29 protein-coding genes and 1 pseudogene are annotated in these 24830 nt (G+C 41.5%); 27 read left to right on the forward strand and 3 right to left on the reverse strand.

Annotated elements, in window-relative coordinates; translation table 11 throughout:
• Positions 1–3: 3 nt before the first annotated feature.
• The 4 genes from O3652_RS09510 to O3652_RS09525 are packed head-to-tail and all read left to right on the forward strand — an operon-like array spanning position 4 to position 2162.
• On the forward strand, positions 4–609 hold the full coding sequence (locus O3652_RS09510; protein WP_371590377.1) for a DUF1366 domain-containing protein: 606 nt from the start codon (positions 4–6) through the stop codon (positions 607–609).
• An 11-nt stretch (positions 610–620) separates the two neighbouring features.
• Positions 621–899: a hypothetical protein gene (locus tag O3652_RS09515; RefSeq protein WP_371590378.1), complete on the forward strand. Its 279-nt coding sequence runs from the start codon at positions 621–623 to the stop codon at positions 897–899.
• Positions 900–917: 18 nt separating this feature from the next.
• Positions 918–1148 carry a phage holin gene (locus O3652_RS09520; RefSeq protein ID WP_075230971.1) on the forward strand — a complete coding sequence of 77 codons (231 nt, stop codon included), beginning with the start codon at positions 918–920 and terminating at the stop codon, positions 1146–1148.
• Between the two features lie 9 nt (positions 1149–1157).
• Complete coding sequence (locus tag O3652_RS09525; RefSeq protein ID WP_371590379.1) at positions 1158–2162, forward strand: GH25 family lysozyme; 1005 nt, start codon at positions 1158–1160, stop codon at positions 2160–2162.
• Between the two features lie 137 nt (positions 2163–2299).
• On the opposite strand, the gene O3652_RS09530 is transcribed toward O3652_RS09525, so the two are convergent.
• The 3 genes and pseudogenes from O3652_RS09530 to O3652_RS09540 form a co-directional block, all read right to left on the reverse strand.
• Complete coding sequence (locus O3652_RS09530) at positions 2300–2854, reverse strand: DUF3553 domain-containing protein (protein ID WP_371590383.1); 555 nt, start codon at positions 2852–2854, stop codon at positions 2300–2302.
• A gap of 12 nt (positions 2855–2866) precedes the next feature.
• Positions 2867–3028: pseudogene (locus tag O3652_RS09535) on the reverse strand (DUF3553 domain-containing protein); the annotation flags it as partial.
• 135 nt (positions 3029–3163) lie between these two features.
• The gene (locus O3652_RS09540; protein WP_007519127.1) at positions 3164–3310 is read right to left on the reverse strand and encodes a hypothetical protein; all 147 of its coding nucleotides are present in this window, start codon (positions 3308–3310) and stop codon (positions 3164–3166) included.
• A 465-nt stretch (positions 3311–3775) separates the two neighbouring features.
• Between O3652_RS09540 and tgt the strand changes: the two genes are divergently transcribed.
• The 23 genes from tgt (at position 3776) to adhE (ending at position 24704) form a co-directional block, all read left to right on the forward strand.
• Positions 3776–4918, forward strand: coding sequence for a tRNA guanosine(34) transglycosylase Tgt (gene tgt, locus O3652_RS09545; RefSeq protein WP_001285237.1), 1143 nt, complete (start codon positions 3776–3778; stop codon positions 4916–4918).
• Between the two features lie 133 nt (positions 4919–5051).
• Positions 5052–6869, forward strand: a complete 1818-nt coding sequence (locus tag O3652_RS09550) for an acyltransferase family protein (protein WP_125413633.1) — start codon at positions 5052–5054, stop codon at positions 6867–6869.
• Between the two features lie 140 nt (positions 6870–7009).
• Positions 7010–8161, forward strand: a complete 1152-nt coding sequence (gene nagA / locus O3652_RS09555; protein ID WP_001134442.1) for an N-acetylglucosamine-6-phosphate deacetylase — start codon at positions 7010–7012, stop codon at positions 8159–8161.
• A gap of 157 nt (positions 8162–8318) precedes the next feature.
• Entirely contained in the window at positions 8319–8684 is a 366-nt protein-coding gene (locus O3652_RS09560; protein WP_000286399.1) for a DUF1033 family protein, read from the forward strand.
• 61 nt (positions 8685–8745) lie between these two features.
• Complete coding sequence (gene comGA, locus O3652_RS09565; protein WP_000249583.1) at positions 8746–9687, forward strand: competence type IV pilus ATPase ComGA; 942 nt, start codon at positions 8746–8748, stop codon at positions 9685–9687.
• Positions 9635–10651: a competence type IV pilus assembly protein ComGB gene (comGB, locus tag O3652_RS09570; protein ID WP_161800908.1), complete on the forward strand. Its 1017-nt coding sequence runs from the start codon at positions 9635–9637 to the stop codon at positions 10649–10651. Before comGA ends, comGB begins: the two co-directional genes overlap by 53 nt.
• A gap of 1 nt (position 10652) precedes the next feature.
• On the forward strand, positions 10653–10976 hold the full coding sequence (comGC, locus tag O3652_RS09575) for a competence type IV pilus major pilin ComGC (protein ID WP_000735798.1): 324 nt from the start codon (positions 10653–10655) through the stop codon (positions 10974–10976).
• Positions 10939–11373 carry a competence type IV pilus minor pilin ComGD gene (comGD, locus tag O3652_RS09580; protein WP_070696776.1) on the forward strand — a complete coding sequence of 145 codons (435 nt, stop codon included), beginning with the start codon at positions 10939–10941 and terminating at the stop codon, positions 11371–11373. The genes comGC and comGD overlap by 38 nt, the downstream gene beginning before the upstream one ends.
• A complete protein-coding gene (comGE, locus tag O3652_RS09585) occupies positions 11336–11638 on the forward strand; it encodes a competence type IV pilus minor pilin ComGE (RefSeq protein WP_070696778.1) in 303 nt (100 codons plus the stop codon). The genes comGD and comGE overlap by 38 nt, the downstream gene beginning before the upstream one ends.
• Positions 11601–12062, forward strand: a complete 462-nt coding sequence (gene comGF / locus O3652_RS09590; RefSeq protein WP_070696779.1) for a competence type IV pilus minor pilin ComGF — start codon at positions 11601–11603, stop codon at positions 12060–12062. The genes comGE and comGF overlap by 38 nt, the downstream gene beginning before the upstream one ends.
• Positions 12040–12453 carry a competence type IV pilus minor pilin ComGG gene (comGG, locus tag O3652_RS09595; RefSeq protein WP_061588016.1) on the forward strand — a complete coding sequence of 138 codons (414 nt, stop codon included), beginning with the start codon at positions 12040–12042 and terminating at the stop codon, positions 12451–12453. Before comGF ends, comGG begins: the two co-directional genes overlap by 23 nt.
• 32 nt (positions 12454–12485) lie before the next feature.
• Entirely contained in the window at positions 12486–13076 is a 591-nt protein-coding gene (locus O3652_RS09600; RefSeq protein WP_070696780.1) for a class I SAM-dependent methyltransferase, read from the forward strand.
• A 58-nt stretch (positions 13077–13134) separates the two neighbouring features.
• Positions 13135–14088 carry a class I SAM-dependent methyltransferase gene (locus O3652_RS09605; RefSeq protein ID WP_371590380.1) on the forward strand — a complete coding sequence of 318 codons (954 nt, stop codon included), beginning with the start codon at positions 13135–13137 and terminating at the stop codon, positions 14086–14088.
• 51 nt (positions 14089–14139) lie between these two features.
• Positions 14140–15330, forward strand: a complete 1191-nt coding sequence (locus tag O3652_RS09610; RefSeq protein ID WP_049519112.1) for an acetate kinase — start codon at positions 14140–14142, stop codon at positions 15328–15330.
• Positions 15331–15479: 149 nt separating this feature from the next.
• Positions 15480–15851, forward strand: a complete 372-nt coding sequence (gene rnpA / locus O3652_RS09615; protein ID WP_000748120.1) for a ribonuclease P protein component — start codon at positions 15480–15482, stop codon at positions 15849–15851.
• Positions 15826–16653, forward strand: a complete 828-nt coding sequence (locus O3652_RS09620) for a membrane protein insertase YidC (protein WP_000728097.1) — start codon at positions 15826–15828, stop codon at positions 16651–16653. Before rnpA ends, O3652_RS09620 begins: the two co-directional genes overlap by 26 nt.
• 14 nt (positions 16654–16667) lie before the next feature.
• Complete coding sequence (gene jag, locus O3652_RS09625; RefSeq protein WP_000242591.1) at positions 16668–17654, forward strand: RNA-binding cell elongation regulator Jag/EloR; 987 nt, start codon at positions 16668–16670, stop codon at positions 17652–17654.
• A 55-nt stretch (positions 17655–17709) separates the two neighbouring features.
• Positions 17710–18333, forward strand: coding sequence for a ribonuclease P (locus O3652_RS09630; protein ID WP_070696782.1), 624 nt, complete (start codon positions 17710–17712; stop codon positions 18331–18333).
• Between the two features lie 117 nt (positions 18334–18450).
• Positions 18451–20427 (forward strand): transketolase, encoded by a 1977-nt coding sequence (gene tkt / locus O3652_RS09635; protein ID WP_084879951.1) that lies wholly within the window; start codon positions 18451–18453, stop codon positions 20425–20427.
• A gap of 119 nt (positions 20428–20546) precedes the next feature.
• Positions 20547–20867 (forward strand): preprotein translocase subunit YajC, encoded by a 321-nt coding sequence (yajC, locus tag O3652_RS09640; RefSeq protein WP_076984827.1) that lies wholly within the window; start codon positions 20547–20549, stop codon positions 20865–20867.
• A 47-nt stretch (positions 20868–20914) separates the two neighbouring features.
• A complete protein-coding gene (locus O3652_RS09645) occupies positions 20915–21358 on the forward strand; it encodes a low molecular weight protein-tyrosine-phosphatase (protein WP_125413631.1) in 444 nt (147 codons plus the stop codon).
• Entirely contained in the window at positions 21345–21758 is a 414-nt protein-coding gene (locus O3652_RS09650) for an MORN repeat-containing protein (protein WP_000413194.1), read from the forward strand. Before O3652_RS09645 ends, O3652_RS09650 begins: the two co-directional genes overlap by 14 nt.
• Before the next feature lie 294 nt (positions 21759–22052).
• The gene (adhE, locus tag O3652_RS09655) at positions 22053–24704 is read left to right on the forward strand and encodes a bifunctional acetaldehyde-CoA/alcohol dehydrogenase (protein ID WP_084879955.1); all 2652 of its coding nucleotides are present in this window, start codon (positions 22053–22055) and stop codon (positions 24702–24704) included.
• Positions 24705–24830: the final 126 nt, after the last annotated feature.

The following is a 24830-nucleotide window of genomic DNA, read 5'->3' on the forward strand; positions in this document are numbered from 1 at the left end:
AGTATGAAATTAGAGTACGGGACAAAGTCCCAAGAATTTGATGCAAGCGGAAAAGAATCCGCTACAAAGGTCACGTTAGTCAATTCAGACGGTGCTATCGTACCTATCTTGCTACCAGCTGATAAAATCAGCTTATCAAATACAGAGCTCTTTGAGCTTGCTCTTGAGTCGCTCTATGAGGAAAATTTCCCGAACAGAGCAGAAAACGAAAAATTCAGCAAAGTAGCTCAAGAGCTACAAAAGAACAAAGAGGCAACGGATAAAGCTGAGCAAGCTGCTAATGCAAACAAGGAAAATCTTGACACGGTTTCAGCTATCACTGAGGTCTTGATTGCCTTGGCAGTATCTCAAAATGGCGGTATGGCTACTCATGCTTATGGCAAGGTTGCTGCATTTATTAAACCTCTAGTCAAGGACACTAGATACAACAATGGCGATATTGTGGCTATGCCTTATCCGTTTGATACCAATCCAAAATGGCCGAGTGGAACTAAGACTATCTTTAAGTTCCAAATGCAGCCAACAGAGGGCTACACATGGAAAGAACAGTCACTTGCTGAAATGCTACAACAAGGTGTGTTGACCGTGGTCATGCCACGCATTGATTAGAAGGAGGTTGTATGCCAGGTTATGAACGATTTATCGTACAGATCTTTATCACCCTCATTCCTGTGATTGGTCTTTATTTTTCGATGAAAGATAAAGCAACCAAGCAGGAGAATCGTCTTACGATTTTAGAGAAAGATATCGAAAATCTGAACGAATTCAAGACATCAGCCAACAAACGGCTCGATAACCACGATGAACAAAATAAGGCTATCTTAGTACTAGCTGAGCAAGTGAAATCGCTTGGTGAGGATGTAAGAGAGCTTAAAAGCTTGATTCAAAATAAACAATAATAAAAGGAGAAACTCAAAATGATTAACTGGAAATTGCGCTTGCAAAACAAAACAACACTCATTGCCCTTTTAGGAGCTATCTTCCTTATGGCTCAGCAATTTGGATTAGAAATCCCTAAGAATATTCAGGATGGTGTGAACACATTCGTTTACATTCTTGTATTGATTGGCGTTGTAAATGACCCAACAACTGCAGGAATTTCTGATAGCAAACGGGCTCTTGACTATCAAGAACCAAGCGAGGACTAGGAGAAAACAATGAAGAAAAACGACTTATTCATCGATGTATCTAGCCACAATGGATACGATATTACAGGTATCTTGGTTGACATGGGTACACAGAATACTATTATCAAAGTTTCTGAAAGCACAAATTATCTAAACCCTTGCTTGTCTGCTCAAGTGGAGCAATCCAATCCTGTTGGATTTTATCACTTTGCTTGGTTTGGTGGTGACATCGAAGAAGCCGAACGAGAGGCACGCTACTTCCTTGATAATGTACCTCAAAAAGTAAAATACTTGTGTCTTGATTACGAAGATCACGCTAGCGGAGATAAACAGGCAAATACAGATGCTTGTATTCGCTTTATGGAAATCCTCAAAGAAAATGGCTATGAGCCAATTTATTACAGCTACAAGCCATTCACGCTCAATAATATCTATTATGAGCAGATTCTTGCGAAATTTCCAAATAGCCTTTGGATTGCAGGCTATGGTTTGAATGATGGTACAGCTGATTTTGAATATTTTCCTAGCATGGATGGGATTCGATGGTGGCAATATTCTTCAAATCCGTACGACAAAAACATTGTTTTACTAGATGACGAAGAAGCTAAACCCAGATGGAAAAAGAATGATACCGGATGGTGGTATGAATATCCTGACGGATCTTTTCCAAAAGAAGAATGGGAAAAGATCGATGGTACCTGGTATTACTTCAACGAGAGAGGTTATTCAATAGCTTCTCGCTGGTTGAAAGATGATGGAAAATGGTACTACCTAAAAGAAAACGGCGCAATGGTCGTTGGTTGGGTGTTTGTGAATGGCAAATGGTACTATCTTGATGCTTCAGGAGCAATGGTCACTGGCTGGGTTCAATACAAGGACAAACTATATCATCTCAAAGAAGAGAATGGAGCAATGTCTTCAGAAGAACTTGTTAAAGTTGAAGGTGGCTGGTACTACGTCAACGAAGATGGAAGCCGCTCAGACAAACCAGCGCTTGATGTATTACCTGATGGACTAATTGTTACTACAAAATAATTTTTTTAAAATAGAAAGGAAATTTTCTAAAATATTGTTCTAAATGTTTAACCGCAGGCTTATGCTTGCGGTTTTTTGTTTGTTCAAAATAGAAAAAGCAGTGACCGAAATCACTGCTTTAACCATTATAAATTATTTTAGAACTCTAATAAATCACTTTCAACAACAGCATTGAGATCTAAAGATTTGCTTCCAGCATCTTCAAAATCAATAGTAATTGCATTGTCTTCAATTTTAACTACTTTACCAGTTCCAAACGATGGGTGTTTAACTGTTGAACCTACAATATCCTTGTGAGACTCAATCCATTCTTTGACTTTCTCATTTTCTTCCTGAGGCTGAAGAAGACCAGACTGTTTCATCAATTCGACTGCCTCAAAATATCCATCTACAAATGTCTGTTTGAAATCTGATCCCATAGACAATTCTGAACGTTTTACAGGTTCGCCAAGCCCTAGCATTAGTTTAATAGCTTTCAAGATAACGTCATCAGGGACATTGCGACTATCAAGCTGCCCGCCAACTGCGTCACCGTAAACACCGTAGAAATGGCCATCTTCACCATCAAGACCGTAAATATCCATGATATTACTTGTGCCAAGATTACAATAAACTGCTCCATCTTCATTTACAATAGCATACGATACATCGTTATTTTTAATTTCTTCAAGTAGTTGTTTTGCGTTTTCCATTTCTAGCTCCTCCGCATATTTTTGTAATTTTTCTGCTGTCAATAAAGACATTTTGTTCAAATTTGTTTTTCCACTTCTAAGGTCTGAGACTGTCGTCCAAGGCAAATCTGCCCCTTTAGCGATTGCGCTTGTGCTCTTTTTGCTTTTTAATACTTTTTCTATTTGCTTTCTCATCTTTTTGCCCTCTTAAATAAAAATAACTCAATAAAACGATCAGTATATTTATGATTAAAATTTCCATGGTATTGTTCCTATTTTATGGTATAATAGGGAGTGAGGGGAGTTGTAGCTCCCCTATTCCCAAGGCGATTACTTAAACTTGCGAGGTCTAGGTTTTCGCTTTTTTTCTTTGCTCCAAATGTGATATGTAGCATATGCACCAGTTAGAGCTGTGATGTAAGCTGGCCCGTTATCAATTAGTTTTTCAACCAATCTGAGCCAATCATCTTTGTCCATTTTCCTCACCTCCTTTCCTTATCTTGATTATATTATATCACGGTACACCGAGAAAGTCAAGCGTTTTGATAAAGTTTTTTTACTTTTTTTCAAAAAAAAATAGGTGTCTTCTTGAAAGTAGTACTCCTTTTAAGACAAAGAAAAAAACAGTGACATTACTCACTGATTCTTTTGTAAACTATTAAAACTAAATTGCAGCCTTCTCAACTATACGGGCAAAGGTTAGTATGAAAATGAATACGAAGATGAATACGATTTAAAAAAATGAAGAAAATCAACGGAAATTATTTTAAATAAAAATAAGCAAAAACTCAACTATTGAAAAGCAACAGAAAGTATTGGCAAACATTTGTCACTTATACCATAGTTCGTGACAGTTCCTAGTTTTTTTGATAAAATCATACAGTATGCCTTTGGGCACAAAGTATGAACTGGGACTGTTTTTCCCAGCTTCGGAGGTAAAAAATGTCAGATTCACCAATCAAATACCGTTTGATTAAGAAAGAGAAACACACGGGAGCTCGTCTGGGAGAAATCATCACCCCGCACGGTACCTTCCCGACACCTATGTTTATGCCAGTTGGGACCCAAGCTACTGTAAAAACCCAGTCACCAGAAGAGTTGAAGGAGATGGGATCAGGGATTATCCTCTCTAATACCTATCATCTCTGGCTTCGCCCTGGAGATGAACTCATCGCACGCGCAGGTGGTCTCCACAAATTTATGAACTGGGACCAGCCAATTTTGACGGATAGTGGTGGTTTCCAGGTTTATTCCCTAGCAGATAGCCGAAATATCACCGAAGAAGGAGTAACCTTTAAAAACCATCTCAATGGTTCCAAGATGTTCCTATCACCAGAAAAGGCCATCTCTATTCAGAACAATCTGGGCTCAGACATCATGATGTCCTTTGACGAATGTCCTCAGTTTTACCAACCCTATGATTACGTTAAGAAATCAATCGAGCGTACTAGCCGTTGGGCTGAGCGTGGTTTGAAGGCTCATCGTCGTCCGCATGACCAAGGCTTGTTCGGAATTGTACAGGGGGCAGGATTTGAAGATTTGCGCCGCCAATCAGCGCATGATCTTGTCAGCATGGACTTCCCAGGTTACTCTATAGGTGGTTTGGCAGTGGGAGAAACGCACGAAGAAATGAATGCCGTCTTGGACTTTACAACCCAACTGCTTCCTGAAAACAAACCTCGCTATTTGATGGGTGTGGGAGCGCCAGATAGCTTGATTGATGGGGTGATTCGTGGGGTGGATATGTTTGACTGTGTCTTGCCGACTCGTATCGCTCGTAACGGAACTTGTATGACCAGTCAAGGTCGTTTGGTTGTCAAAAATGCCCAATTCGCTGAAGACTTTACGCCACTGGATCCTGAGTGTGATTGCTATACATGTAAGAACTACACACGCGCCTACCTTCGTCATCTGCTCAAGGCTGACGAAACCTTTGGTATCCGCTTGACTAGTTACCACAATCTCTACTTCTTGCTCAATCTGATGAAGCAAGTGCGTCAAGCCATTATGGATGACAATCTCTTGGAATTTCGTGAGTATTTTGTGGAAAAATATGGCTACAACAAGTCAGGGCGCAATTTCTAAAGTGTAAAAATAGAATGCCAAAATCCTAAGTTTTCTCTTAGGATTTTTCCTATTTTTTTGATAGAATAGGGAGTATAATGGAATGGAAATTAGGTGGTGTTTTACTTCCTAATTTAATGGAGAATAGACTCGTATGCGTATTAAATGGTTTTCCTTGATTAGGATTACAGGTTTACTTTTGGTGCTTTTGTACCACTTCTTTCAAACGATCTTTCCTGGAGGATTCTTTGGGGTAGATGTCTTTTTCACTTTTTCAGGATTTTTGATCACCTCCCTCCTTTTAGAAGAATTTGGGAAGGCACGCCAGATTGATTTACTGGGCTTTTTTAAGAGACGGTTTTACCGCATCGTGCCACCTGTGGTGCTGATGGTTTTGGTGACCATGCCTTTTACTTTCTTGGTTCGTCAAGACTATGTTGCTGGAATTGGTGGCCAGATAGCTGGAGTTCTCGGTTTTATGACCAACTTCTACGAAATGTTAACAGGAGGCAGTTATGAATCCCAGTTCATTCCGCATCTCTTTGTTCACAACTGGAGCCTAGCTGTTGAGGTTCACTACTATATCCTTTGGGGCTTAGCGGTTTGGTTCTTATCGAAACGTTCAAAATCTAGTAGTCAATTGAGAGGGATAGTCTTTCTCCTTTCTGCAGGAGCTTTTATCATTAGCTTTTTCTCCATGTTTATTGGTAGTCTAATGGCGAGTTCTTATTCATCTGTCTACTTTTCAAGTCTGACCCATGTCTATCCCTTCTTTTTAGGAAGCATTTTGGCGACGGTTGTGGGGGTTCGTCAGACGAGCGATTTAGTCAAGCAGTTTGACCGGATGTGGGATCTTCGTCAGAATCTACTGGTGTTTGCCGCAGGGCTTTTGGTGCTAGTGCTCTTGACTTTCTTTGTCAAGTTCACCTACCTGTTTGCGTACTTATTTGGCTTCTTGCTAGCAAGTTTAGCGGCAGTGACTATGATTTTTGCTGCGCGTGTCTTGCATGAGAAAACGCCTGAGATACAAGAACTTCGGATAATCACATTTTTAGCGGATACCAGCTACGCGGTTTATCTCTTCCACTGGCCTTTTTATATTATCTTTTCTCAGTTGATGAGTAATCTGCCTGCTGTTATTCTGACAATCATCTTTTCTTATTTCTTTGCTATCCTATCCTTCTATATTATTGAGCCATTGATTGCCGGTAAATCCAATCCTTTAATACGGAAGATTAGTCGATTGCCTCATATTAAACCAATTAGTGCTGGTGCTGCTGGCATTCTTACCTTGATTACCTTGATTATCATAGCTGTGGCTCCTCAAGTTGGAGCTTTTGAGACAGACTTGATGGTCAATGGTTTCAAACAAGCCCAGACCAATATAGGACAAACAAAGACTCTTGCTGAACAAGCTGAACTGAGTCGTTTAGGAATTTCTGATGGAACAAGCCTAATAGGAGATTCGGTAGCCTTGCGTGCCAATACAGCCTTACAAGAGGCACTTCCTGAAGCAAATATCAATGCCCAGGTTAGTCGAACGACCAAGCAAGCCAATGATATTATGCTCAATAACAGTCAGAACAAGGCGCTGCTAAAAACAGTTGTCATTGCAACGGGAGTCAATAATCCTGAAGGCTATAAGAATGATTTGGACAGCATCGTGAACAATCTACCGAAAGGACACCATCTGATACTGGTGACACCTTATGAGGGAGACAAGAGCAAGGACACTTACACATCAGTGGAGCAGTATGCGGCTTATGCACGGGAATTAGCTGAAAAGAATCCTTACGTGAGCATAGCTGACTGGAATAAGGTTGCTAAGGAACACCCTGAAATCTGGGCAGGAACCGACCAAGTCCACTTTGGGAATGATAGCAACATGATTGAAGAAGGTGCTAAACTTTACGCAGAGACGATTGCAGCTGCTGTTAAGGCTGCTCAAGAACTGCCTGTGAAATCAAAATAAAATTAAAGAGTTGGAGAAATCCAGCTCTTTTAAAATATCTCTAGAAAATAGGTCTATACCATTTACAAATGAAAAAGAAAGGTTTATAATGTAATTGACATAATAAATTCTAGAATCAATCTATCAAGGAGGTTATCATTATGCCTAATTATATTAAAGCGGATCAGTTTTTCTACCCACACGGAGTTCGTCGTGGCGGTTACTTGGAACTTGTGGATGGCAAGTTCGGCAAACATGTAGAACAGATTCCTGAAGGAGCTGAGGTGATTGACTATACAGGTTATAGCATTGCCCCTGGGCTTGTGGATACCCATATTCATGGATTTGGTGGTGTGGATGTCATGGACAATAACATCGAAGGAACCCTTCATACCATGAGTGAAGGATTGCTTAGCACGGGTGTTACCAGCTTCTTGCCAACGACCTTGACTTCCTCTTACGAGCAGTTGCTCGCAGTAACTGAAAATATCGGTGCTCGTTACCAGGAAGCAAGTGGAGCGAAAATTCGTGGGATTTATTTTGAAGGGCCATATTTCACAGAGAAATACAAAGGAGCTCAAAACCCTGCCTATATGAAAGACCCTCGTATGGATGAGTTTCGTGCTTGGCAAAAAGCAGCTAATGGCTTGCTCAATAAAATTGCCCTTGCGCCAGAACGCGAAGGTGTAGAAGACTTTGTTCGTACGATTACAGGCGAAGGAGTGACTGTTGCTCTTGGGCACTCCAATGCGACTTTTGATGAAGCTAAAAAAGCAGTCGATGCTGGAGCAAGCGTTTGGGTACATGCCTACAACGGAATGCGTGGGTTGACTCACCGTGAGCTCGGTATGGTGGGAGCCATGTATGAGTTGCCACATACCTATGCAGAGTTGATCTGTGACGGTCACCATGTGGATCCAAAGGCCTGTGATATCTTGCTCAAACAAAAGGGAACTGAAAATATCGCCCTTATCACAGACTGTATGACAGCTGGTGGCTTGGAAGATGGAGATTACATGTTGGGAGAATTCCCGGTAGTAGTTGCCAATGGAACTGCTCGCCTCAAATCTACAGGCAATTTGGCAGGTTCTATCCTCAAACTCAAAGATGGTTTGAAGAATGTGGTCGAATGGGGAATTGCGAATCCGCATGAAGCAGTCATGATGGCCAGCCTCAACCCAGCAAAATCTGTTCACATCGATGATGTCTGTGGTCAAATCCGTGAAGGTTATGACGCTGACTTTATCGTACTAGATAAAGATTTGGAATTGGTAGCAACCTACCTAGATGGTGTGAAACGTTATCAAGCCTAAGAAGATAAAAAATAGGGGTCAATAAAGGACTCCTATTTTTATTATCAGATGAAAATAACAGGCTTCTTAAAGAAGTTTCTAATGGGGGAAACAAGCAAAATCCTTTTCTTGTAATAAAAAATTAGATATAATATACGATACAAAGGAAGTAGTAAGAATGTATCGTGTTATAGAAATGTATGGGGATTTTGAACCGTGGTGGTTCATAGAAGGTTGGGAAGAAGATGTCATCATGAGTCAATCTTTTGACAAGTATTATGATGCTCTAAAATATTATAAATCATGCTGGTTTGAGCTGGAAAAGAAGAATCCTCTTTATAAGAGTCGGAGTGATTTGATGACTATTTTTTGGGATCCTGCCGACCAACGCTGGTGTGATGAGTGTGATGAGTATTTGCAGCAGTATCATTCTTTGGCACTTTTACAGGATGAGCAAGTCATCCCCGATGAAAAGCTACGTCCAGGCTACGAAAAACAAACAGGTCAAGAAAAACACCGTTCTTGCCGTATGAAATGGAGATAAAAAGTAACTTTTTAAGTTGCTTTTTTTATTTTTTTGCGAATAGTTAGATAAGGAGGGCGGTATGGTACAAGAAATTGCACAGAAAATTATTGCTACTGCGAAAGAAAAGAAGGCTCAGGATATCTATTTCATTCCCAAGGAAAAGTCCTACGAGCTTCACATGCGGGTTGGAGACGAGCGGTGTCTCGTTGACTCCTATGAGTTTGATGTTTTAGCTGCTGTGATTAGTCATTTTAAGTTTGTGGCGGGTATGAACGTAGGAGAGAAGAGGCGCAGTCAGCTGGGTTCTTGCGACTATCAGCATGGGGAGAAGAAGTCTTCTCTGCGTTTGTCTACCGTAGGAGATTATCGGGGGCATGAGAGTTTGGTCATTCGTTTGTTGCACGATGAGGAGCAGGATCTGAATTTCTGGTTTCAGGATATGAACGAACTGGGTGAGCAGTACAGGCAACGGGGACTCTATCTATTTGCAGGTCCAGTCGGAAGTGGCAAGACGACCTTGATGCACGAATTGGCCAAGTCTCTGTTTAAAGGGCAACAGGTTATGTCCATTGAAGATCCTGTCGAGATCAAGCAGGAAGACATGCTCCAGTTGCAGTTGAATGAAGCGATTGGCTTGACCTATGAAAATCTGATCAAACTGTCTCTCCGGCATCGTCCGGACCTCTTGATTATTGGTGAAATTCGGGATAGCGAGACAGCGCGTGCAGTGGTCAGAGCCAGTTTGACAGGGGCGACAGTTTTTTCAACCATTCATGCCAAGAGTATCCGAGGTGTTTATGAACGCCTTCTGGAGTTGGGTGTGACGGAGGAGGAATTAGCAGTTGTTCTGCAAGGAGTCTGCTACCAGAGATTAATTGGGGGAGGAGGAATCGTTGACTTTGCAAACAAAGACTATCAGGAACACCAGCCAACTAGCTGGAATGAACAGATTGAGCAGCTTCTTAAAGATGGACATATCACAAGTCTTCAGGCTGAAACGGAAAAAATTAGCTACAGCTAAGCAGAAGAAAATCATCACTTTGTTTAACAACCTCTTCTCCAGTGGCTTTCATTTGGTGGAAATTATTTCTTTTTTGGGCAGAAGTGCCTTGCTGGAAAAGGACTATGTGGCCCAGATGCACCAAGGATTGTCTCAGGGGAAATCCTTTTCAGAAATGATGGAAAGTTTGGGCTTTTCAAGTGCCATTGTGACCCAATTATCTCTAGCTGAAGTACATGGAAATCTTCACCTGAGTTTGGGAAAGATAGAAGAATATCTGGATAATTTGGCCAAGGTCAAGAAAAAGTTAATCGAAGTGGCGACTTATCCCCTGATTTTGCTGGGATTTCTCCTGCTAATCATGCTGGGGTTGAGAAACTATCTACTTCCCCAACTGGACAGTAGCAATATTGCCACTCAAATCATCGGCAATCTGCCACAAATATTTCTGGGACTAGTGCTGGTTTGCTCTCTATCTTTACTTTTAGCCCTCACTTTCTACAAAAGAAGTTCCAAGATGCGGGTTTTCTCGATGTTGGCACGGGTTCCCTTTCTAGGAATCTTTGTCCAGACCTATCTGACGGCCTATTACGCGCGTGAATGGGGCAATATGATTTCACAGGGGATGGAGCTGACGCAAATTTTTCAGATCATGCAGGAACAAGGTTCTCAGCTCTTTAAAGAAATCGGTCAAGATTTGGCTCAAGCCCTGCAAAATGGCCGCGAATTTTCTCAAACCATAACGACCTATCCTTTCTTTAAGAAGGAGTTGAGTCTCATCATCGAGTATGGGGAAGTCAAGTCCAAGCTGGGGAGTGAGTTGGAAATCTACGCGGAAAAGACTTGGGAATCCTTTTTTATCCGAGTCAACCGCACCATGAACTTAGTACAGCCACTGGTTTTTATCTTTGTGGCCCTGATTATCGTTTTACTTTATGCGGCAATGCTCATGCCCATGTATCAAAATATGGAGGTAAATTTTTAAAATGAAAAAACTCATGACAAATTTAAAAAAAGCCAAGGTTAAAGCTTTCACTTTGGTAGAAATGTTAGTCGTCTTGCTTATCATCAGCGTACTCCTCTTGCTCTTTGTGCCCAATTTGACCAAGCAAAAGGATGCCGTAGATGATAAAGGAAAAGCTGCTGTTGTCAAGGTTGTGGAAAGCCAGGCAGAACTCTATCGTTTGGACAAAAATGATGACGCCAGCCTCAGCAAATTACAAGCGGACGGCCGTATCACAGCTGAGCAAGCCAAAGCTTATAAAGACTACCATGCAAAACAAAAAACAAGTCAAACTGTTGCAGATTAAGGCCTTTACTATGCTGGAAAGTCTCTTAGTTTTGGGACTTGTGAGTATCCTTGCCCTGGGCTTGTCTGGTTCTGTTCAATCCAGTTTTGCAGCGGTAGAAGAGCAGATTTTCTTTATGGAGTTTGAAGAACTCTACCGAGAAACGCAAAAACGCAGCGTAGCTAGTCAGCAAAAGACAAGTTTAAGCTTAGACGGACGGACCATTAGCAATGGCAGTCAAAACTTGACCGTTCCTAAAGGAATTCAGGCACCCTCAGGACAAAGCATTATATTTGACCGAGCTGGAGGCAATTCGTCCCTGGCTAAGGTTGAATTTCAAACCAGCAAAGGAGCGATTCGCTATCAATTATATCTAGGAAATGGAAAAATTAAACGCATTAAGGAAACAAAAAATTAGGGCAGTAATCTTACTAGAAGCAGTAGTAGCTTTGGCTGTGTTTGCCAGCATTGCGACCCTTCTTTTGGGGCAAATTCAGAAAAATAGACAAGAAGAGGCAGAAATCTTGCAAAAAGAAGAAGTTCTACGAGTAGCCAAGATGGCCTTGCAGACGGGTCAAAATCAAGTGAAGATCAATGGAGTGGAGATTCAGGTCTTTGCTAGTGAAAAAGGATTGGAGGTCTACCATGGTTCAGAGAAATTGCTGGATCTTAAAGAGCAGTAAGGTAAGGGCTTTCACTCTTTTGGAATCTCTGCTAGCCCTTATCGTCATTAGCGGTGGCTTGCTTCTCTTTCAAGCCATGAGTCAGCTCCTTATTTCAGAAGTTCGCTACCAGCAACAAAGCGAGCAAAAGGAATGGCTCCTGTTTGTAGACCAGCTAGAAGCTGAGTTAGAGCGTTCGCAGTTTGAAAAGGTAGAAGGCAATCGCCTCTACATGAAACAGGATGGTAAGGATATCTCTATAGGGAAATCTAAATCGGATGATTTTCGGAAGACCGATAGCAGTGGACGAGGTTACCAGCCAATGGTTTATGGCCTCAAATCAGCTCAAATCACAGAGGAAAATCAACTGATTCACTTTCGTTTCCAATTTCAAAAAGGCTTAGAAAGGGAGTTCATCTATCGTGTGGAAAAAGCAAAAAGTTAAGGCAGGCGTTCTCTTATATGCAGTTACCATGGCAGCTATTTTTAGCCTTTTGTTGCAGTTTTATTTGAACCGGCAAGTCGCCCATCACAAAGACTATACCCTAAACAAAGAGAAGTTGGCAGCTTTTGCCATGGCCAAGCGAAGTAAGGATAAGGCTGAGCAAGAAAGTGGGGAACGAGTCTTCAACTTAGGAAAAGTCAGGTATCACAATACGAAAACAGGTTTTGCAACAAGTGTTCGTATGAATAAGGGAGACTATGAATTTCTCTTTCCTCCGATGGAAACCCAAGAAAAGAAAACAGCTAAAAAGGAAGAGGTAGCGACTGATTCAAGCAATCAAGCAGGGAAGAAAAAATCAGAAGAAAAGCCTGAAAAGAAAGATAATTCCTAGTCAATTCAACTACTTTGTGCTAAACTAAAAACATGAAACACGATTTTAATCACAAAGCAGAAACCTTTGATTCGCCCAAAAATATCTTTCTTGCAAATTTGGTTTGTCAAGCAGTTGAAGCACAGATTGATTTTCTACCAGACAAGGCAATACTGGACTTTGGTGGTGGGACGGGTCTGTTAGCCTTGCCTCTAGCTAAGCAAGCCCAGTCGGTTACCCTTGTAGACATCTCGGAGAAGATGCTGGAGCAAGCCCGTTTGAAAGCAAAGGAACAAGAAATCAGGAATCTTCAACTCTTGGAGCAGGATTTACTGGTGAATCCCTTAGAGCAACAATTTGACCTGATTGTTGTCAGTCGGGTTCTTCATCATATGCCTGATCTAGATGCAACTCTTGCCATGTTTTACCATCACCTTAGGGAGAATGGACAAGTTCTCATCGCTGATTTTGTCAAGACAGATACCAACCACCATGGTTTTGATTTAGCTGAACTGGAAACCAAGCTCGCCCAGTTTGGTTTTTCGAGCATTGGCAGTCAGATTCTCTATAGTGCTGAAGGTCTTTTCCTCGGAAATTACGCAGAACTCTTTTTAACAGTAGCCCAAAAATCACTCGCTGACTAAAGCAGTGATTTTTTCTCTTCAGATGGAAAAAATAGGGGAATTTTGATAAGATAGGAATATGGATTTTGAAAAAATAGAACAAGCTTATACGTATTTACTAGAGAATGTCCAAGTCATCCAAAGTGATTTGGCGACCAACTTTTATGACGCCTTGGTAGAGCAAAATAGTATCTACCTAGATGGCGAGACCGAACTAGAGCAGGTCAAGGAGAACAATCAAGCCCTTAAGCGCTTAGCGCTTCGCAAGGAAGAGTGGCTCAAGACCTACCAATTTCTCTTGATGAAGGCAGGACAAACGGAGCCTTTACAGGCCAATCACCAGTTTACACCAGATGCCATTTCCCTCCTCTTGGTAGTTGTTGTAGAAGAGTTGCTTCATAAAGAGGAAATTAGCATCCTCGAAATGGGTTCTGGTATGGGCATTTTGGGGGCTACTTTCTTGACTTCTCTCGCTAAAAAAGTAGATTACTTGGGAATCGAAGTGGATGACTTGCTGATTGATTTGGCAGCCAGTATGGCAGATGTGATTGGTTTGCAGGCTGGTTTTGTCCAAGGAGATGCCGTTCGTCCGCAAATGCTTAAAGAAAGCGACGTGGTCATCAGCGACTTGCCTGTTGGTTATTACCCAGACGATGCCATCGCTTCGCGCTACCGAGTGTCTTCTAGTCAAGAGCATACCTATGCCCACCATTTGCTGATGGAACAAGGCCTCAAGTACCTTAAGTCAGATGGCTATGCTATTTTTCTAGCTCCGAGTGATTTATTGACCAGTCCTCAAAGTGACTTATTAAAAGGGTGGCTCAAAGACGAAGTGAGTCTGGCTGCTATCATCGCTCTGCCAGAGGATATTTTCTCAACTGCAAGCCAAGCTAAAAGTATTTTTGTCTTACAGAAGAAAAGAGATAAAGAAATAGAACCCTTTGTTTACCCTCTTACTAGCTTGCAAGATCCGTCAGTTTTGTTGACCTTTAAAGAAAATTTTCAAAATTGGAGCAAAGGTACTGAAATATAAAAGAGATTTTGTTATAATAGATGAAAACGCTTAAAAAAGAGGTATCATCTTATGACAAAAACAATTGCAATCAATGCAGGAAGCTCAAGCTTGAAATGGCAACTTTATCAAATGCCTGAGGAAAAAGTTTTGGCTAAAGGCTTGATTGAACGTATTGGATTGAAAGACTCAATTTCAACAGTAAAATTTAACGGTCGTTCGGAGCAACAAATTCTTGATATTGAAGATCACACACAAGCTGTTAAAATTTTATTGGATGATTTGATTCGTTTTGACATCATCAAAGGGTACGATGAGATTACAGGTGTCGGACACCGCGTCGTTGCAGGTGGTGAATATTTCAAGGAATCAACAGTTGTTGAGGGAGATGTGATAGAAAAAGTTGAGGAGTTGGGACTCTTGGCTCCTCTTCACAATCCAGCTAACGCAGCTGGAATCCGCGCATTTAAGGAATTGCTTCCAGATATTACCAGTGTTGTCGTATTTGATACCTCATTCCACACAACCATGCCAGAGAAGGCTTATCGCTATCCTCTACCAACTAAATACTACACGGAAAACAAGGTTCGTAAATACGGTGCTCATGGTACAAGCCACCAGTTTGTCGCAGGAGAAGCAGCGAAACTTTTGGGTCGTCCTCTAGAAGATTTGAAATTGATTACCTGCCATATTGGTAACGGGGCTTCTATCACAGCTGTTAAGGGTGGGAAGTCTGTGGATACTTCTATGGGATTCACACCACTCGGCGGTGTGATGATGGGAACTCGTACAGGGGATATTGACCCTGCTATCATCCCTTATCTCATGCAATATACAGAGGATTTCAATACCCCAGAAGATATTAGTCGCGTTCTCAATCGTGAATCAGGGCTCATGGGAGTTTCTGGTCAGTCAAGCGATATGCGTGATGTGATTGCTGCCATGGAAGCAGGAGACCATGATGCAACTTTGGCTTATGAAATGTATGTCGATCGTATCCAAAAACATATCGGCCAATATCTTGCAGTCCTAAATGGAGCAGATGCGATTATCTTCACAGCAGGGATCGGTGAAAATGCAGCTTTGGTTCGTGAGGATGTCATTTCAGGTATCTCTTGGTTTGGTTGTGATGTGGATCCAGAAAAGAACGTCTTTGGCGTAACGGGAGACATCTCAACTGACGCAGCGAAAATCCGTGTCTTGGTTATTCCAACAGATGAGGAATTGGTGATTGCACGCGATGTTGAGCGCTTGAAAAAATAAGCAAATACACGTAAAATTAGATTGTGAAAAGAAGTTGGGAAAGAGATTTTCCAGCTTTTTTTATGTAGAAAATGTCTAAAACCTTGCTGTTATTGGCTTTTTCAAAAAATATGGTATAATAGTAGTAATTTAATAGATGGAGTTGAGTTTTGAAGAAAAGCTTTCGTGTAAAAAGAGAGAAAGATTTTAAGGCGATTTTCAAGGACGGAACAAGTTTTGCCAATCGAAAATTTGTTGTCTACCAATTGGAAAACCAGCAAAACCATTTTCGAGTAGGACTGTCCGTCAGTAAAAAGCTGGGGAATGCAGTTACCAGAAATCAAATCAAGAGACGAATCCGGCACATTCTACAAAGTGTAAAAGGGAGTTTAGTAGAGCATGTTGATTTTGTCGTGATTGCCCGAAAAGGGGTGGAAACCTTGGAATATGCAGAGATGGAGAAAAACCTACTCCACGTATTAAAGTTATCAAAGATTTACCAGGAAGGAAATGGGAGTGAAAAAGAAACTACAGTTGACTAGTTTGTTGGGCTTGTCCTTGTTTATCATGACAGCCTGTGCAACAAATGGTACAGCTAGCGATATAACAGCAGATTCGACAGACTTTTGGAGCAAATTCGTTTATTTTTTTGCTGAAATTATCCGCTTTTTGTCCTTTGACATTAGTATCGGAGTGGGGATTATCCTCTTCACGATTTTGATCCGGACGATTCTATTACCGGTCTTTCAGACACAGATGGTTGCCTCTAGAAAAATGCAAGAGGCTCAACCACGCATCAAGGCTTTGCGAGAGCAATACCCAGGTCGTGATATGGAAAGTAGAACCAAGCTAGACCAGGAGATGCGTAAGGTTTATAAAGAGTTAGGGATCAAACATTCATCCTCTCTCTGGCCGATTTTAATACAAATGCCTGTTCTCTTGGCACTTTTTCAAGCCTTGAGTCGAGTAGACTTTTTGAAAACAGGTCACTTTTTATGGATTAATTTGGGAGGAGTAGATACAAGTTTTGTCCTTCCGATTTTGGCGGCAGTCTTTACCTTCTTGAGTAGCTGGTTATCGAATAAAGCTTTGTCCGAAAAAAGTGGAGCTACGACAGGGATGATGTATGGTATGCCTGTATTGATCTTTGTTTTTGCCATCTCCGCCCCAAGTGGTGTAGCCTTGTACTGGGCCGTATCCAATGCTTACCAAGTTCTGCAAACCTATTTCTTGAACAATCCTTTCAAGATTATTGCCGAAAGAGAAGCAGTGGCGCAAGCAGAAAAAGATTTAGAAGGCAAGAAGAGAAGAGCTTTGAAAAAAGCACAGAAAAAGAAAAAATAAGGAGGAATCTGATAATGGTATTATTTACAGGTTCAACGGTTGAAGAAGCAATCCAAAAAGGATTGAAAGAATTAGACATTCCAAGAATGAAGGCCCACATCAAGGTCGTTTCGAAAGAGAAAAAAGGATTTTTAGGCTTGTTTGGTAAGAAGCCAGCTCAAGTTGATATCGAAGCCATTAGTGAAACGACAGTAATCAAAGCCAACCAGCAGGCCATTAAAGGGGTTCCAAAAGAAGTTAATGAAAAAAATGAACCAGTGAAAACCGTCAGCGAAGCGACAGTTGATTTGGGATATGTGGTTGAAGCCATCAAGAAGATTGAAGAAGAAGGTCAAGGTGTCTCTGAAGAGGTCAAGGCTGAAATCCTGAAAAATGAAAAGCACGCCAGCACGATTTTGGAAGAAACAGGCCATATTTCAATTTTAAATGAATTGGAACCAGAGGATACTACCGAGGAAGTGAAATCTGCTCCAGAAAAAGAAACTGAAACGCAGGAAGCAACAAGTCAATCTTTGGAAGATTTAGGCTTGAAAGTAGAACCAAGTTATGACATCGAACAAGTGGCAACTGAAGTAGCTAGCTACGTTCAAACCATTGTAGATGATATGGATGTTGAAGGGACGATTTCAAGCGACTACAATCGCCGCACCATCAATCTTCAAATTGACACCAATGAACCAGGCCGTATTATCGGTTATCATGGTAAAGTTTTGAAGGCCTTGCAACTATTGGCTCAAAATTATCTTTATAACCGCTATTCAAGAACCTTCTACATCACGATCAATGTCAATGATTATGTTGAACACCGTGCAGAAGTCTTGCAAACCTACGCTCAAAAATTGGCGACTCGCGTTTTAGAGGAAGGGCGTAGTCAACAAACTGATCCAATGTCAAATAGCGAACGCAAGATAATCCATCGCATTATTTCACGCATGGATGGCGTGACGAGTTACTCTGAAGGCGACGAGCCAAATCGCTATGTTGTCGTAGATGCAGAATAAGCAAAGTAAAATCAGGTTCGTCCTGATTTTTTGCTAGGAAAGGAAAGATTCAGATATGCTGAAAGCAGTTAGAGAATACCTATCATTTGCAGGGGTCCAGTACCTTAATCCTGATAAAGCTGGCGATGAAAGAGAAAAGATGTTGACCTTGCGGAAAAAAGGTCAAGAGGCTCGGAAGTCTTTTACAGAACTGGCTAAAACCTTTCAAGCTAGTCATCCAGAATGGCAATTGCAACAGACTAGTCAGTGGATGAACCAAGCGCAACGCTTGCGGCCACATTTCTGGGCCTATCTTCAGAGAGACGGACAAGTGACAGAACCTATGATGGCTCTTCGTTTGTATGGAACACCTGCTGACTTTGGGATTTCTTTGGAAGTCAGTTTCATCGAGCGCAAGAAAGACGAACAGACCTTAGACAAGCAAGCCAAGGTCTTAGAACTTCCAGTGGTAGAAGGAATTTATTATCTAGTCTATTCAAATGGGGAAAGTCATAAGGTGGAGGCTACTGAGGAGAATCGTCGTACTTTACGCGAGAAGGTGAGAAGTCAGGAAGTCCGTAAAGTGTTGGTTAAGTCAGATGTTTCCCTCATTGAAAATCAGTCAGTAGAAGCGATATTGGAGAAGCTAGAAGACGCTTATACGCGCTTGCTTCCGTACTATGAAGTGACGAGGGAATAGAAAACCAAATGTGTTAGATGAACGCAAATTGTTTTATTGCTATTCTATGCATTTTTTCATATAATAGTAAAATAGGATGTGTGATTTATTAATCACCTCAAAGAGAAAGGAAATTCTATGTCAAATCTATCTGTTAATGCAATTCGTTTTCTAGGTATTGACGCCATCAACAAAGCAAACTCAGGTCACCCAGGGGTGGTTATGGGGGCTGCTCCAATGGCCTATAGCCTCTTTACAAAGCAACTTCGTATCAATCCAGCTCAACCAAACTGGATCAACCGCGATCGCTTTATTCTTTCAGCAGGACACGGTTCTATGCTTCTTTATGCCCTTCTTCACCTTTCTGGTTTTGAAGATGTTAGCATGGATGAAGTCAAGAACTTCCGCCAATGGGGTTCAAAAACACCAGGTCACCCAGAATTTGGTCATACTGCAGGGGTTGACGCTACAACTGGTCCTCTAGGACAAGGGATTTCTACTGCTACTGGTTTTGCCCAAGCAGAACGTTTCCTTGCAGCGAAGTATAACCGCGAAGGCTTCAATATCTTTGACCACTATACTTATGTGATCTGTGGCGACGGAGATTTAATGGAAGGTGTTTCAAGCGAGGCAGCTTCATACGCAGGTTTGCAAAAGCTCGACAAGTTGGTTGTTCTTTATGATTCAAATGACATTAACTTGGATGGTGAGACAAAAGATTCCTTCACAGAAAGTGTTCGTGACCGTTACAATGCCTACGGTTGGCACACAGCCTTGGTTGAAGATGGAACAGACCTTGAGGCTATTCATGCTGCTATCGAAACAGCTAAAGCTTCAGGAAAACCATCTTTGATTGAAGTGAAGACTGTTATTGGATACGGTTCTCCAAACAAACAAGGAACTAATGCTGTACATGGTGCTCCTCTTGGAGCAGATGAAACTGCCGCAACTCGTCAAGCCCTTGGTTGGGACTACGAACCATTTGAAATTCCAGCTGAAGTTTATGCTGATTTCAAAGAAAATGTTGCAGATCGTGGCGCATCAGCTTATCAAGCTTGGACTAAATTAGTTGCTGACTATAAAGAGGCTCATCCAGAACTGGCTGCAGAAGTAGAAGCCATTATTGACGGCCGTGACCCAGTTGAGGTGACTCCAGCAGACTTCCCAGCCTTAGAAAATGGATTTTCTCAAGCAACTCGTAACTCGAGTCAGGATGCCTTGAATGTTGTAGCAGCTAAGCTACCAACCTTCCTAGGTGGATCAGCTGACCTTGCTCACTCAAACATGACTTATATCAAAACGGACGGACTTCAAGACGACGCTAATCGCTTGAACCGCAACATTCAGTTTGGTGTTCGTGAATTTGCAATGGGAACGATCTTGAACGGGATGGCTCTTCATGGTGGACTTCGTGTATACGGTGGTACTTTCTTTGTCTTCTCTGACTATGTGAAAGCAGCTGTCCGTTTGTCAGCCTTGCAAGGACTTCCTGTGACTTATGTCTTTACCCACGATTCGATCGCAGTTGGTGAAGATGGTCCAACTCACGAACCAGTTGAACACTTAGCAGGTCTGCGTGCTATGCCAAATCTCAATGTTTTCCGCCCAGCAGATGCGCGTGAAACTCAAGCGGCTTGGTACCTTGCTGTGACAAGCGAAAAAACACCAACTGCCCTTGTCTTGACACGTCAAAACTTGACTGTTGAAGAGGGAACAGACTTTGACAAAGTTGCGAAAGGTGCCTATGTTGTCTATGAAAATGCAGCTGACTTTGATACGATATTGATTGCAACAGGTTCAGAGGTGAATCTCGCTGTCGCAGCTGCCAAAGAATTGGCTAGTCAAGGCGCAAAAGTCCGTGTAGTCAGCATGCCATCTACAGATGTCTTTGACGCACAAGATGCAGCTTACAAGGAAGAAATCCTTCCAAATGCAGTCCGCCGTCGTGTTGCAGTCGAAATGGGTGCAACTCAAAACTGGTACAAATATGTTGGTCTTGATGGTGCAGTTCTCGGTATTGATACCTTTGGAGCATCTGCCCCAGCACCAAAAGTATTGGCAGAGTACGGATTTACAGTTGAAAATCTAGTCAAAGTCGTTCAAAACTTGAAATAATCGCAGAAAAATCAGAGTAAAAACTCTGATTTTTTTATTGCCATAAAACAAGGCACAACCTTGTAAAAGTAGCTGAAATTTGATATAGTAGTCCTATGTAAAATACAAAGGAGAAAACAATGGATCCAAATATTACTTTTTTAATCATGCTTGTAGGGATGATGGCCTTGATGTTCTTTATGCAACGTTCTCAAAAGAAACAAGCACAAAAGCGTATGGAAAGCTTGAACAAGCTTCAAAAAGGCTATGAAGTCATTACAATTGGTGGACTTTACGGAACAGTGGATGAAGTAGATACTGAAAAAGGAACAATCGTACTGGATGTAGATGGGGTCTACTTGACTTTTGAATTGGCTGCTATCAAGACCGTTTTGCCACTCAAAGAAGCTGTGACACCAGAAGGAACAGTTGTTGACGAAGGCGGAGCAATCGAAGAATAAAACGGGACCTGTCACTCCCGTTTTTCTATGAGATGAGAGGAAAAGGGATGAAAAAAATAGTATTTGTGTGCTTAGGAAATATTTGCCGTAGCCCCATGGCAGAGTTTGTGATGAAGTCCATGACGAGTGATTATCAAGTTGAGAGTCGTGCAACTTCGTCTTGGGAACATGGTAATCCGATTCATAAGGGAACGCAGGCGATTTTCCAGCAGTATCAGATCCCGTATGACAAAGATAAAACATCGCTTCAGATTGGCAGAGAAGACTTTGAATCGTTTGATTACATTATCGGTATGGATGCTTCAAACGTTTCAGATCTGCGTCACATGTGCCCTCAGGAACTACAGTACAAGATCTACTCTTTTGCGGCAGAAAGTGTTCCAGATCCATGGTACACAGGAGATTTTGAGGAAACCTATGCTCGTATCACAAGTGGATGTCAAAGCTGGCTAGATCGATTAGAAAAAGAGAGTGACAATGGAAAAGCTTAAACAATTTTATGAGAAGTGTAGAGTTTACCTAACTCGTCCTAGGTTAGAGCTCGTTGCAGTAGTTGTAATGGTACTCTGTGCTCTTTCGGTATTTCTGCTAAATACGCCTAAAAAAGGTGTCTTGACACTTGATGGTGGAGCTCTTGTTTATGATGGCACCTTGGTACGTGGGAAAATGAATGGTCAAGGAACCCTGACCTTTGAAAATGGAGACCAATATACAGGTGATTTCAATAATGGAGCCTTTAATGGGAAAGGGACTTTTCAATCAAAAGATGGCTGGAAATACGAAGGTGATTTTGTAAATGGTCAGGCTGAAGGTCAAGGGAAGTTGACTACAGAGCAAGAAGTCGTTTATGAAGGAACCTTTAAACAAGGCGTTTTCCAGCAAAAACAGTAGTCTCCAAGTTAGGAGACTATTTTCAAAGTCTGAAAAGAAAACGCTTTCTTCGCTTAAATTCGAGAACTAACTATCAACTAGAAAAACTTTGTGAAATAAAAAAATTTTTCCATAATTTCACAATCGTCCAGACAAAACTCTATTGTATAGATGCATTGAGAAAAAAATCACAATCTCAGAAAAATTCTTTGTGAAATGCTTATGAAACTGTTTACAAAGCATAAAAAAAGAGTTATAATAAACTTGTGAAAAAATTAACAAAGGATAACATCCTTAAAGGCTATGGAGGATAATATGGCTGATAAAAAAACAGTAACACCAGAGGAAAAACAACTTGCTGCTGAAAAGCATGTCGATGGTCTCGTGAAAAAAGCCTTGGTTGCGCTTGATGAAATGCGCAAGTTGAACCAAGAGCAAGTTGACTATATCGTGGCAAAAGCTTCGGTTGCAGCACTTGACGCACACGGTATCCTTGCACAACACGCAGTTGAAGAAACTGGTCGTGGAGTATTTGAAGACAAGGCGACAAAAAACCTATTTGCCTGCGAACACGTAGTGAACAATATGCGTGGAGTTAAAACAGTTGGAGTTATTGAAGATGATCCAATTACAGGTTTGACAAAGATTGCGGAGCCTGTCGGTGTAATCTGTGGTGTCACTCCGACAACAAACCCAACTTCAACAGCGATTTTCAAATCCTTGATTGCTTTGAAAACACGTAACCCAATCGTTTTTGCCTTCCACCCATCTGCTCAAGAATCATCAGCTCACGCAGCACAAATCGTTCGTGATGCAGCTATTGCGGCTGGAGCACCTGAAAACTGTGTTCAATGGATTACAGAACCATCTATGGAAGCAACTGGAGCGCTTATGAACCACGAAGGTGTTGCAACTATCCTTGCAACTGGTGGTAATGCCATGGTTAAAGCTGCATACTCATGTGGAAAACCAGCTCTTGGGGTAGGTGCCGGAAACGTTCCTGCCTATGTAGAAAAATCTGCTGACCTTCGTCAAGCTGCTCATGATATTGTTATGTCTAAGTCATTTGATAATGGGATGGTCTGTGCATCAGAACAAGCCGTTATCATTGATAAAGAAGTATATGACGAATTTGTAGAAGAATTCAAATCATATCACACTTACTTTGTAAACAAAAAAGAAAAAGCCCTTCTTGAAGAATTCTGTTTCGGTGTAAAAGCTAATAGCAAAAACTGTGCAGGTGCTAAACTAAATGCAAACATCGTTGGTAAACCAGCAGCATGGATTGCTGAACAAGCAGGATTCAGCGTTCCAGAAGGAACAAACATCTTGGCTGCAGAATGCGCAGAAGTAGGACCAAAAGAACCATTGACTCGTGAAAAATTGTCACCAGTTATCGCTGTCCTAAAAGCTGAAGATACAGAAGACGGTCTTAAAAAAGCTCGTCAAATGGTTGAGTTTAACGGACTTGGTCACTCAGCAGCTATCCATACAAAAGACGAAGCTCTTGCTAAACGCTTTGGTACAGAAATCAAAGCAATGCGTATTATCTGGAACTCTCCATCTACTTTCGGTGGTATCGGTGATGTATACAATGCCTTCATTCCATCATTGACACTTGGATGTGGTTCATATGGACACAACTCAGTCGGTGATAACGTGAGTGCGATCAACCTTCTAAACATCAAGAAAGTAGGGAAACGTAGAAATAATATGCAATGGTTTAAAGTTCCTTCAAAAATTTACTTCGAACGCAATTCTATCCAATACCTTCAAACATGTGAAGATATTGAACGCGTTATGATTGTTACAGATAAATCTATCGAAAAACTTGGCTTTGTTCAACGCATTATTGACCAATTGAACAAACGCAGCAACCGTGTAACTGTCCAAGTCTTCTCAGACGTTGAACCAGACCCAGATATCACAACTGTAGAACGTGGTACTGAAGTAATGAGAGCATTTGAACCAGACACAATCATCGCTCTTGGTGGTGGTTCTCCAATGGACGCGGCCAAAGTAATGTGGCTCTTCTACGAACAACCACAAATCGACTTCCGTGACTTGGTTCAAAAATTCATGGACATCCGTAAACGTGCCTTCCGCTTCCCATCACTTGGTAAAAAAGCGAAATACATTGGTATTCCAACAACTTCAGGTACAGGTTCAGAAGTAACACCATTTGCCGTTATCTCTGATAAGAAAAACAATCGTAAATACCCATTGGCTGACTACTCATTGACACCAACTATTGCGATTGTTGACCCTGCTTTGGTTGAGTCAGTTCCAGACTTCATCGCTGCGGATACAGGTATGGACGTCTTGACTCACGCGACTGAAGCTTACACTTCAAACTTCGCTAACGACTATACAGACGGTATCGCCCTTCAAACAATCAAACTTGTCTTTGAATGGTTGGAAAAATCTGTTAAGACCGCTGATCCAGAAGCTCGCGAAAAAATGCACAATGCATCTACAATGGCTGGTATGGCCTTTGCCAATGCCTTCCTTGGTATGAGCCACTCAATGGCCCACAAGATCGGTGCGGTTCACCATACTGTTCACGGACGTACAAACGCAATCTTGCTTCCATACGTTATCCGTTACAATGGTACTCGCCCATCTAAGACGACTACATGGCCTAAGTATAACTACTGGAAAGCTGACGAAAAATTCCAAGATATTGCTAGAATGCTTGGATTGCCTCACTCAACTCCAGAAGAAGCGGTTGAAGCTTATGCCAAAGCAGTTTACGATCTTGGTGAAGCAGTTGGAATCACAATGAACTTCAAAGGCTTTGGAATCGATGAAAAAGCTTGGAAAGACAGCTTGCATGAAATTGCCTTACTTGCTTATGAAGACCAATGTTCACCTGCTAACCCTCGCTTGCCAATGGTAGCTGACATGGAAGAAATCATGGCAGATGCTTACTATGGTTATGCAGAACGACCAGGACGTCGTAAATAATCGTTTATCAGCCTAGAGGCAGGAAATATCCTGTCTCTTTTTTGTAAACTCTGAAAGAGTTAAAATTGGAGTTTCACCTTGAAATAAAGAGAATATACAGATATTATAAAAGATTCTAGAGATATG

Source organism: Streptococcus sp. 27098_8_23 (assembly GCF_041432195.1).
GTDB lineage: Bacteria > Bacillota > Bacilli > Lactobacillales > Streptococcaceae > Streptococcus.

What these genes read in the sequence shown, in the direction of transcription:
- comGF (WP_070696779.1), top strand. Translation starts at nt 11,601, where the DNA reads ATGGTTCAGAGAAATTGCTGGATCTTAAAGAGCAGTAAGGTAAGGGCT.
- O3652_RS09520 (WP_075230971.1), top strand. Translation starts at nt 918, where the DNA reads ATGATTAACTGGAAATTGCGCTTGCAAAACAAAACAACACTCATTGCC.
- adhE (WP_084879955.1), top strand. Translation starts at nt 22,053, where the DNA reads ATGGCTGATAAAAAAACAGTAACACCAGAGGAAAAACAACTTGCTGCT.
- O3652_RS09510 (WP_371590377.1), top strand. Translation starts at nt 4, where the DNA reads ATGAAATTAGAGTACGGGACAAAGTCCCAAGAATTTGATGCAAGCGGA.
- O3652_RS09560 (WP_000286399.1), top strand. Translation starts at nt 8,319, where the DNA reads ATGTATCGTGTTATAGAAATGTATGGGGATTTTGAACCGTGGTGGTTC.
- comGD (WP_070696776.1), top strand. Translation starts at nt 10,939, where the DNA reads ATGCAAAACAAAAAACAAGTCAAACTGTTGCAGATTAAGGCCTTTACT.
- tgt (WP_001285237.1), top strand. Translation starts at nt 3,776, where the DNA reads ATGTCAGATTCACCAATCAAATACCGTTTGATTAAGAAAGAGAAACAC.
- O3652_RS09515 (WP_371590378.1), top strand. Translation starts at nt 621, where the DNA reads ATGCCAGGTTATGAACGATTTATCGTACAGATCTTTATCACCCTCATT.
- nagA (WP_001134442.1), top strand. Translation starts at nt 7,010, where the DNA reads ATGCCTAATTATATTAAAGCGGATCAGTTTTTCTACCCACACGGAGTT.
- comGB (WP_161800908.1), top strand. Translation starts at nt 9,635, where the DNA reads ATGGACATATCACAAGTCTTCAGGCTGAAACGGAAAAAATTAGCTACA.
- O3652_RS09600 (WP_070696780.1), top strand. Translation starts at nt 12,486, where the DNA reads ATGAAACACGATTTTAATCACAAAGCAGAAACCTTTGATTCGCCCAAA.
- O3652_RS09645 (WP_125413631.1), top strand. Translation starts at nt 20,915, where the DNA reads ATGAAAAAAATAGTATTTGTGTGCTTAGGAAATATTTGCCGTAGCCCC.
- O3652_RS09550 (WP_125413633.1), top strand. Translation starts at nt 5,052, where the DNA reads ATGCGTATTAAATGGTTTTCCTTGATTAGGATTACAGGTTTACTTTTG.
- O3652_RS09630 (WP_070696782.1), top strand. Translation starts at nt 17,710, where the DNA reads ATGCTGAAAGCAGTTAGAGAATACCTATCATTTGCAGGGGTCCAGTAC.
- O3652_RS09540 (WP_007519127.1), bottom strand. Translation starts at nt 3,310, where the DNA reads ATGGACAAAGATGATTGGCTCAGATTGGTTGAAAAACTAATTGATAAC.
- O3652_RS09530 (WP_371590383.1), bottom strand. Translation starts at nt 2,854, where the DNA reads ATGGAAAACGCAAAACAACTACTTGAAGAAATTAAAAATAACGATGTA.
- jag (WP_000242591.1), top strand. Translation starts at nt 16,668, where the DNA reads ATGGTATTATTTACAGGTTCAACGGTTGAAGAAGCAATCCAAAAAGGA.
- O3652_RS09525 (WP_371590379.1), top strand. Translation starts at nt 1,158, where the DNA reads ATGAAGAAAAACGACTTATTCATCGATGTATCTAGCCACAATGGATAC.
- O3652_RS09605 (WP_371590380.1), top strand. Translation starts at nt 13,135, where the DNA reads ATGGATTTTGAAAAAATAGAACAAGCTTATACGTATTTACTAGAGAAT.
- tkt (WP_084879951.1), top strand. Translation starts at nt 18,451, where the DNA reads ATGTCAAATCTATCTGTTAATGCAATTCGTTTTCTAGGTATTGACGCC.
- yajC (WP_076984827.1), top strand. Translation starts at nt 20,547, where the DNA reads ATGGATCCAAATATTACTTTTTTAATCATGCTTGTAGGGATGATGGCC.
- O3652_RS09650 (WP_000413194.1), top strand. Translation starts at nt 21,345, where the DNA reads ATGGAAAAGCTTAAACAATTTTATGAGAAGTGTAGAGTTTACCTAACT.
- comGC (WP_000735798.1), top strand. Translation starts at nt 10,653, where the DNA reads ATGAAAAAACTCATGACAAATTTAAAAAAAGCCAAGGTTAAAGCTTTC.
- comGE (WP_070696778.1), top strand. Translation starts at nt 11,336, where the DNA reads ATGGAAAAATTAAACGCATTAAGGAAACAAAAAATTAGGGCAGTAATC.
- O3652_RS09610 (WP_049519112.1), top strand. Translation starts at nt 14,140, where the DNA reads ATGACAAAAACAATTGCAATCAATGCAGGAAGCTCAAGCTTGAAATGG.
- comGA (WP_000249583.1), top strand. Translation starts at nt 8,746, where the DNA reads ATGGTACAAGAAATTGCACAGAAAATTATTGCTACTGCGAAAGAAAAG.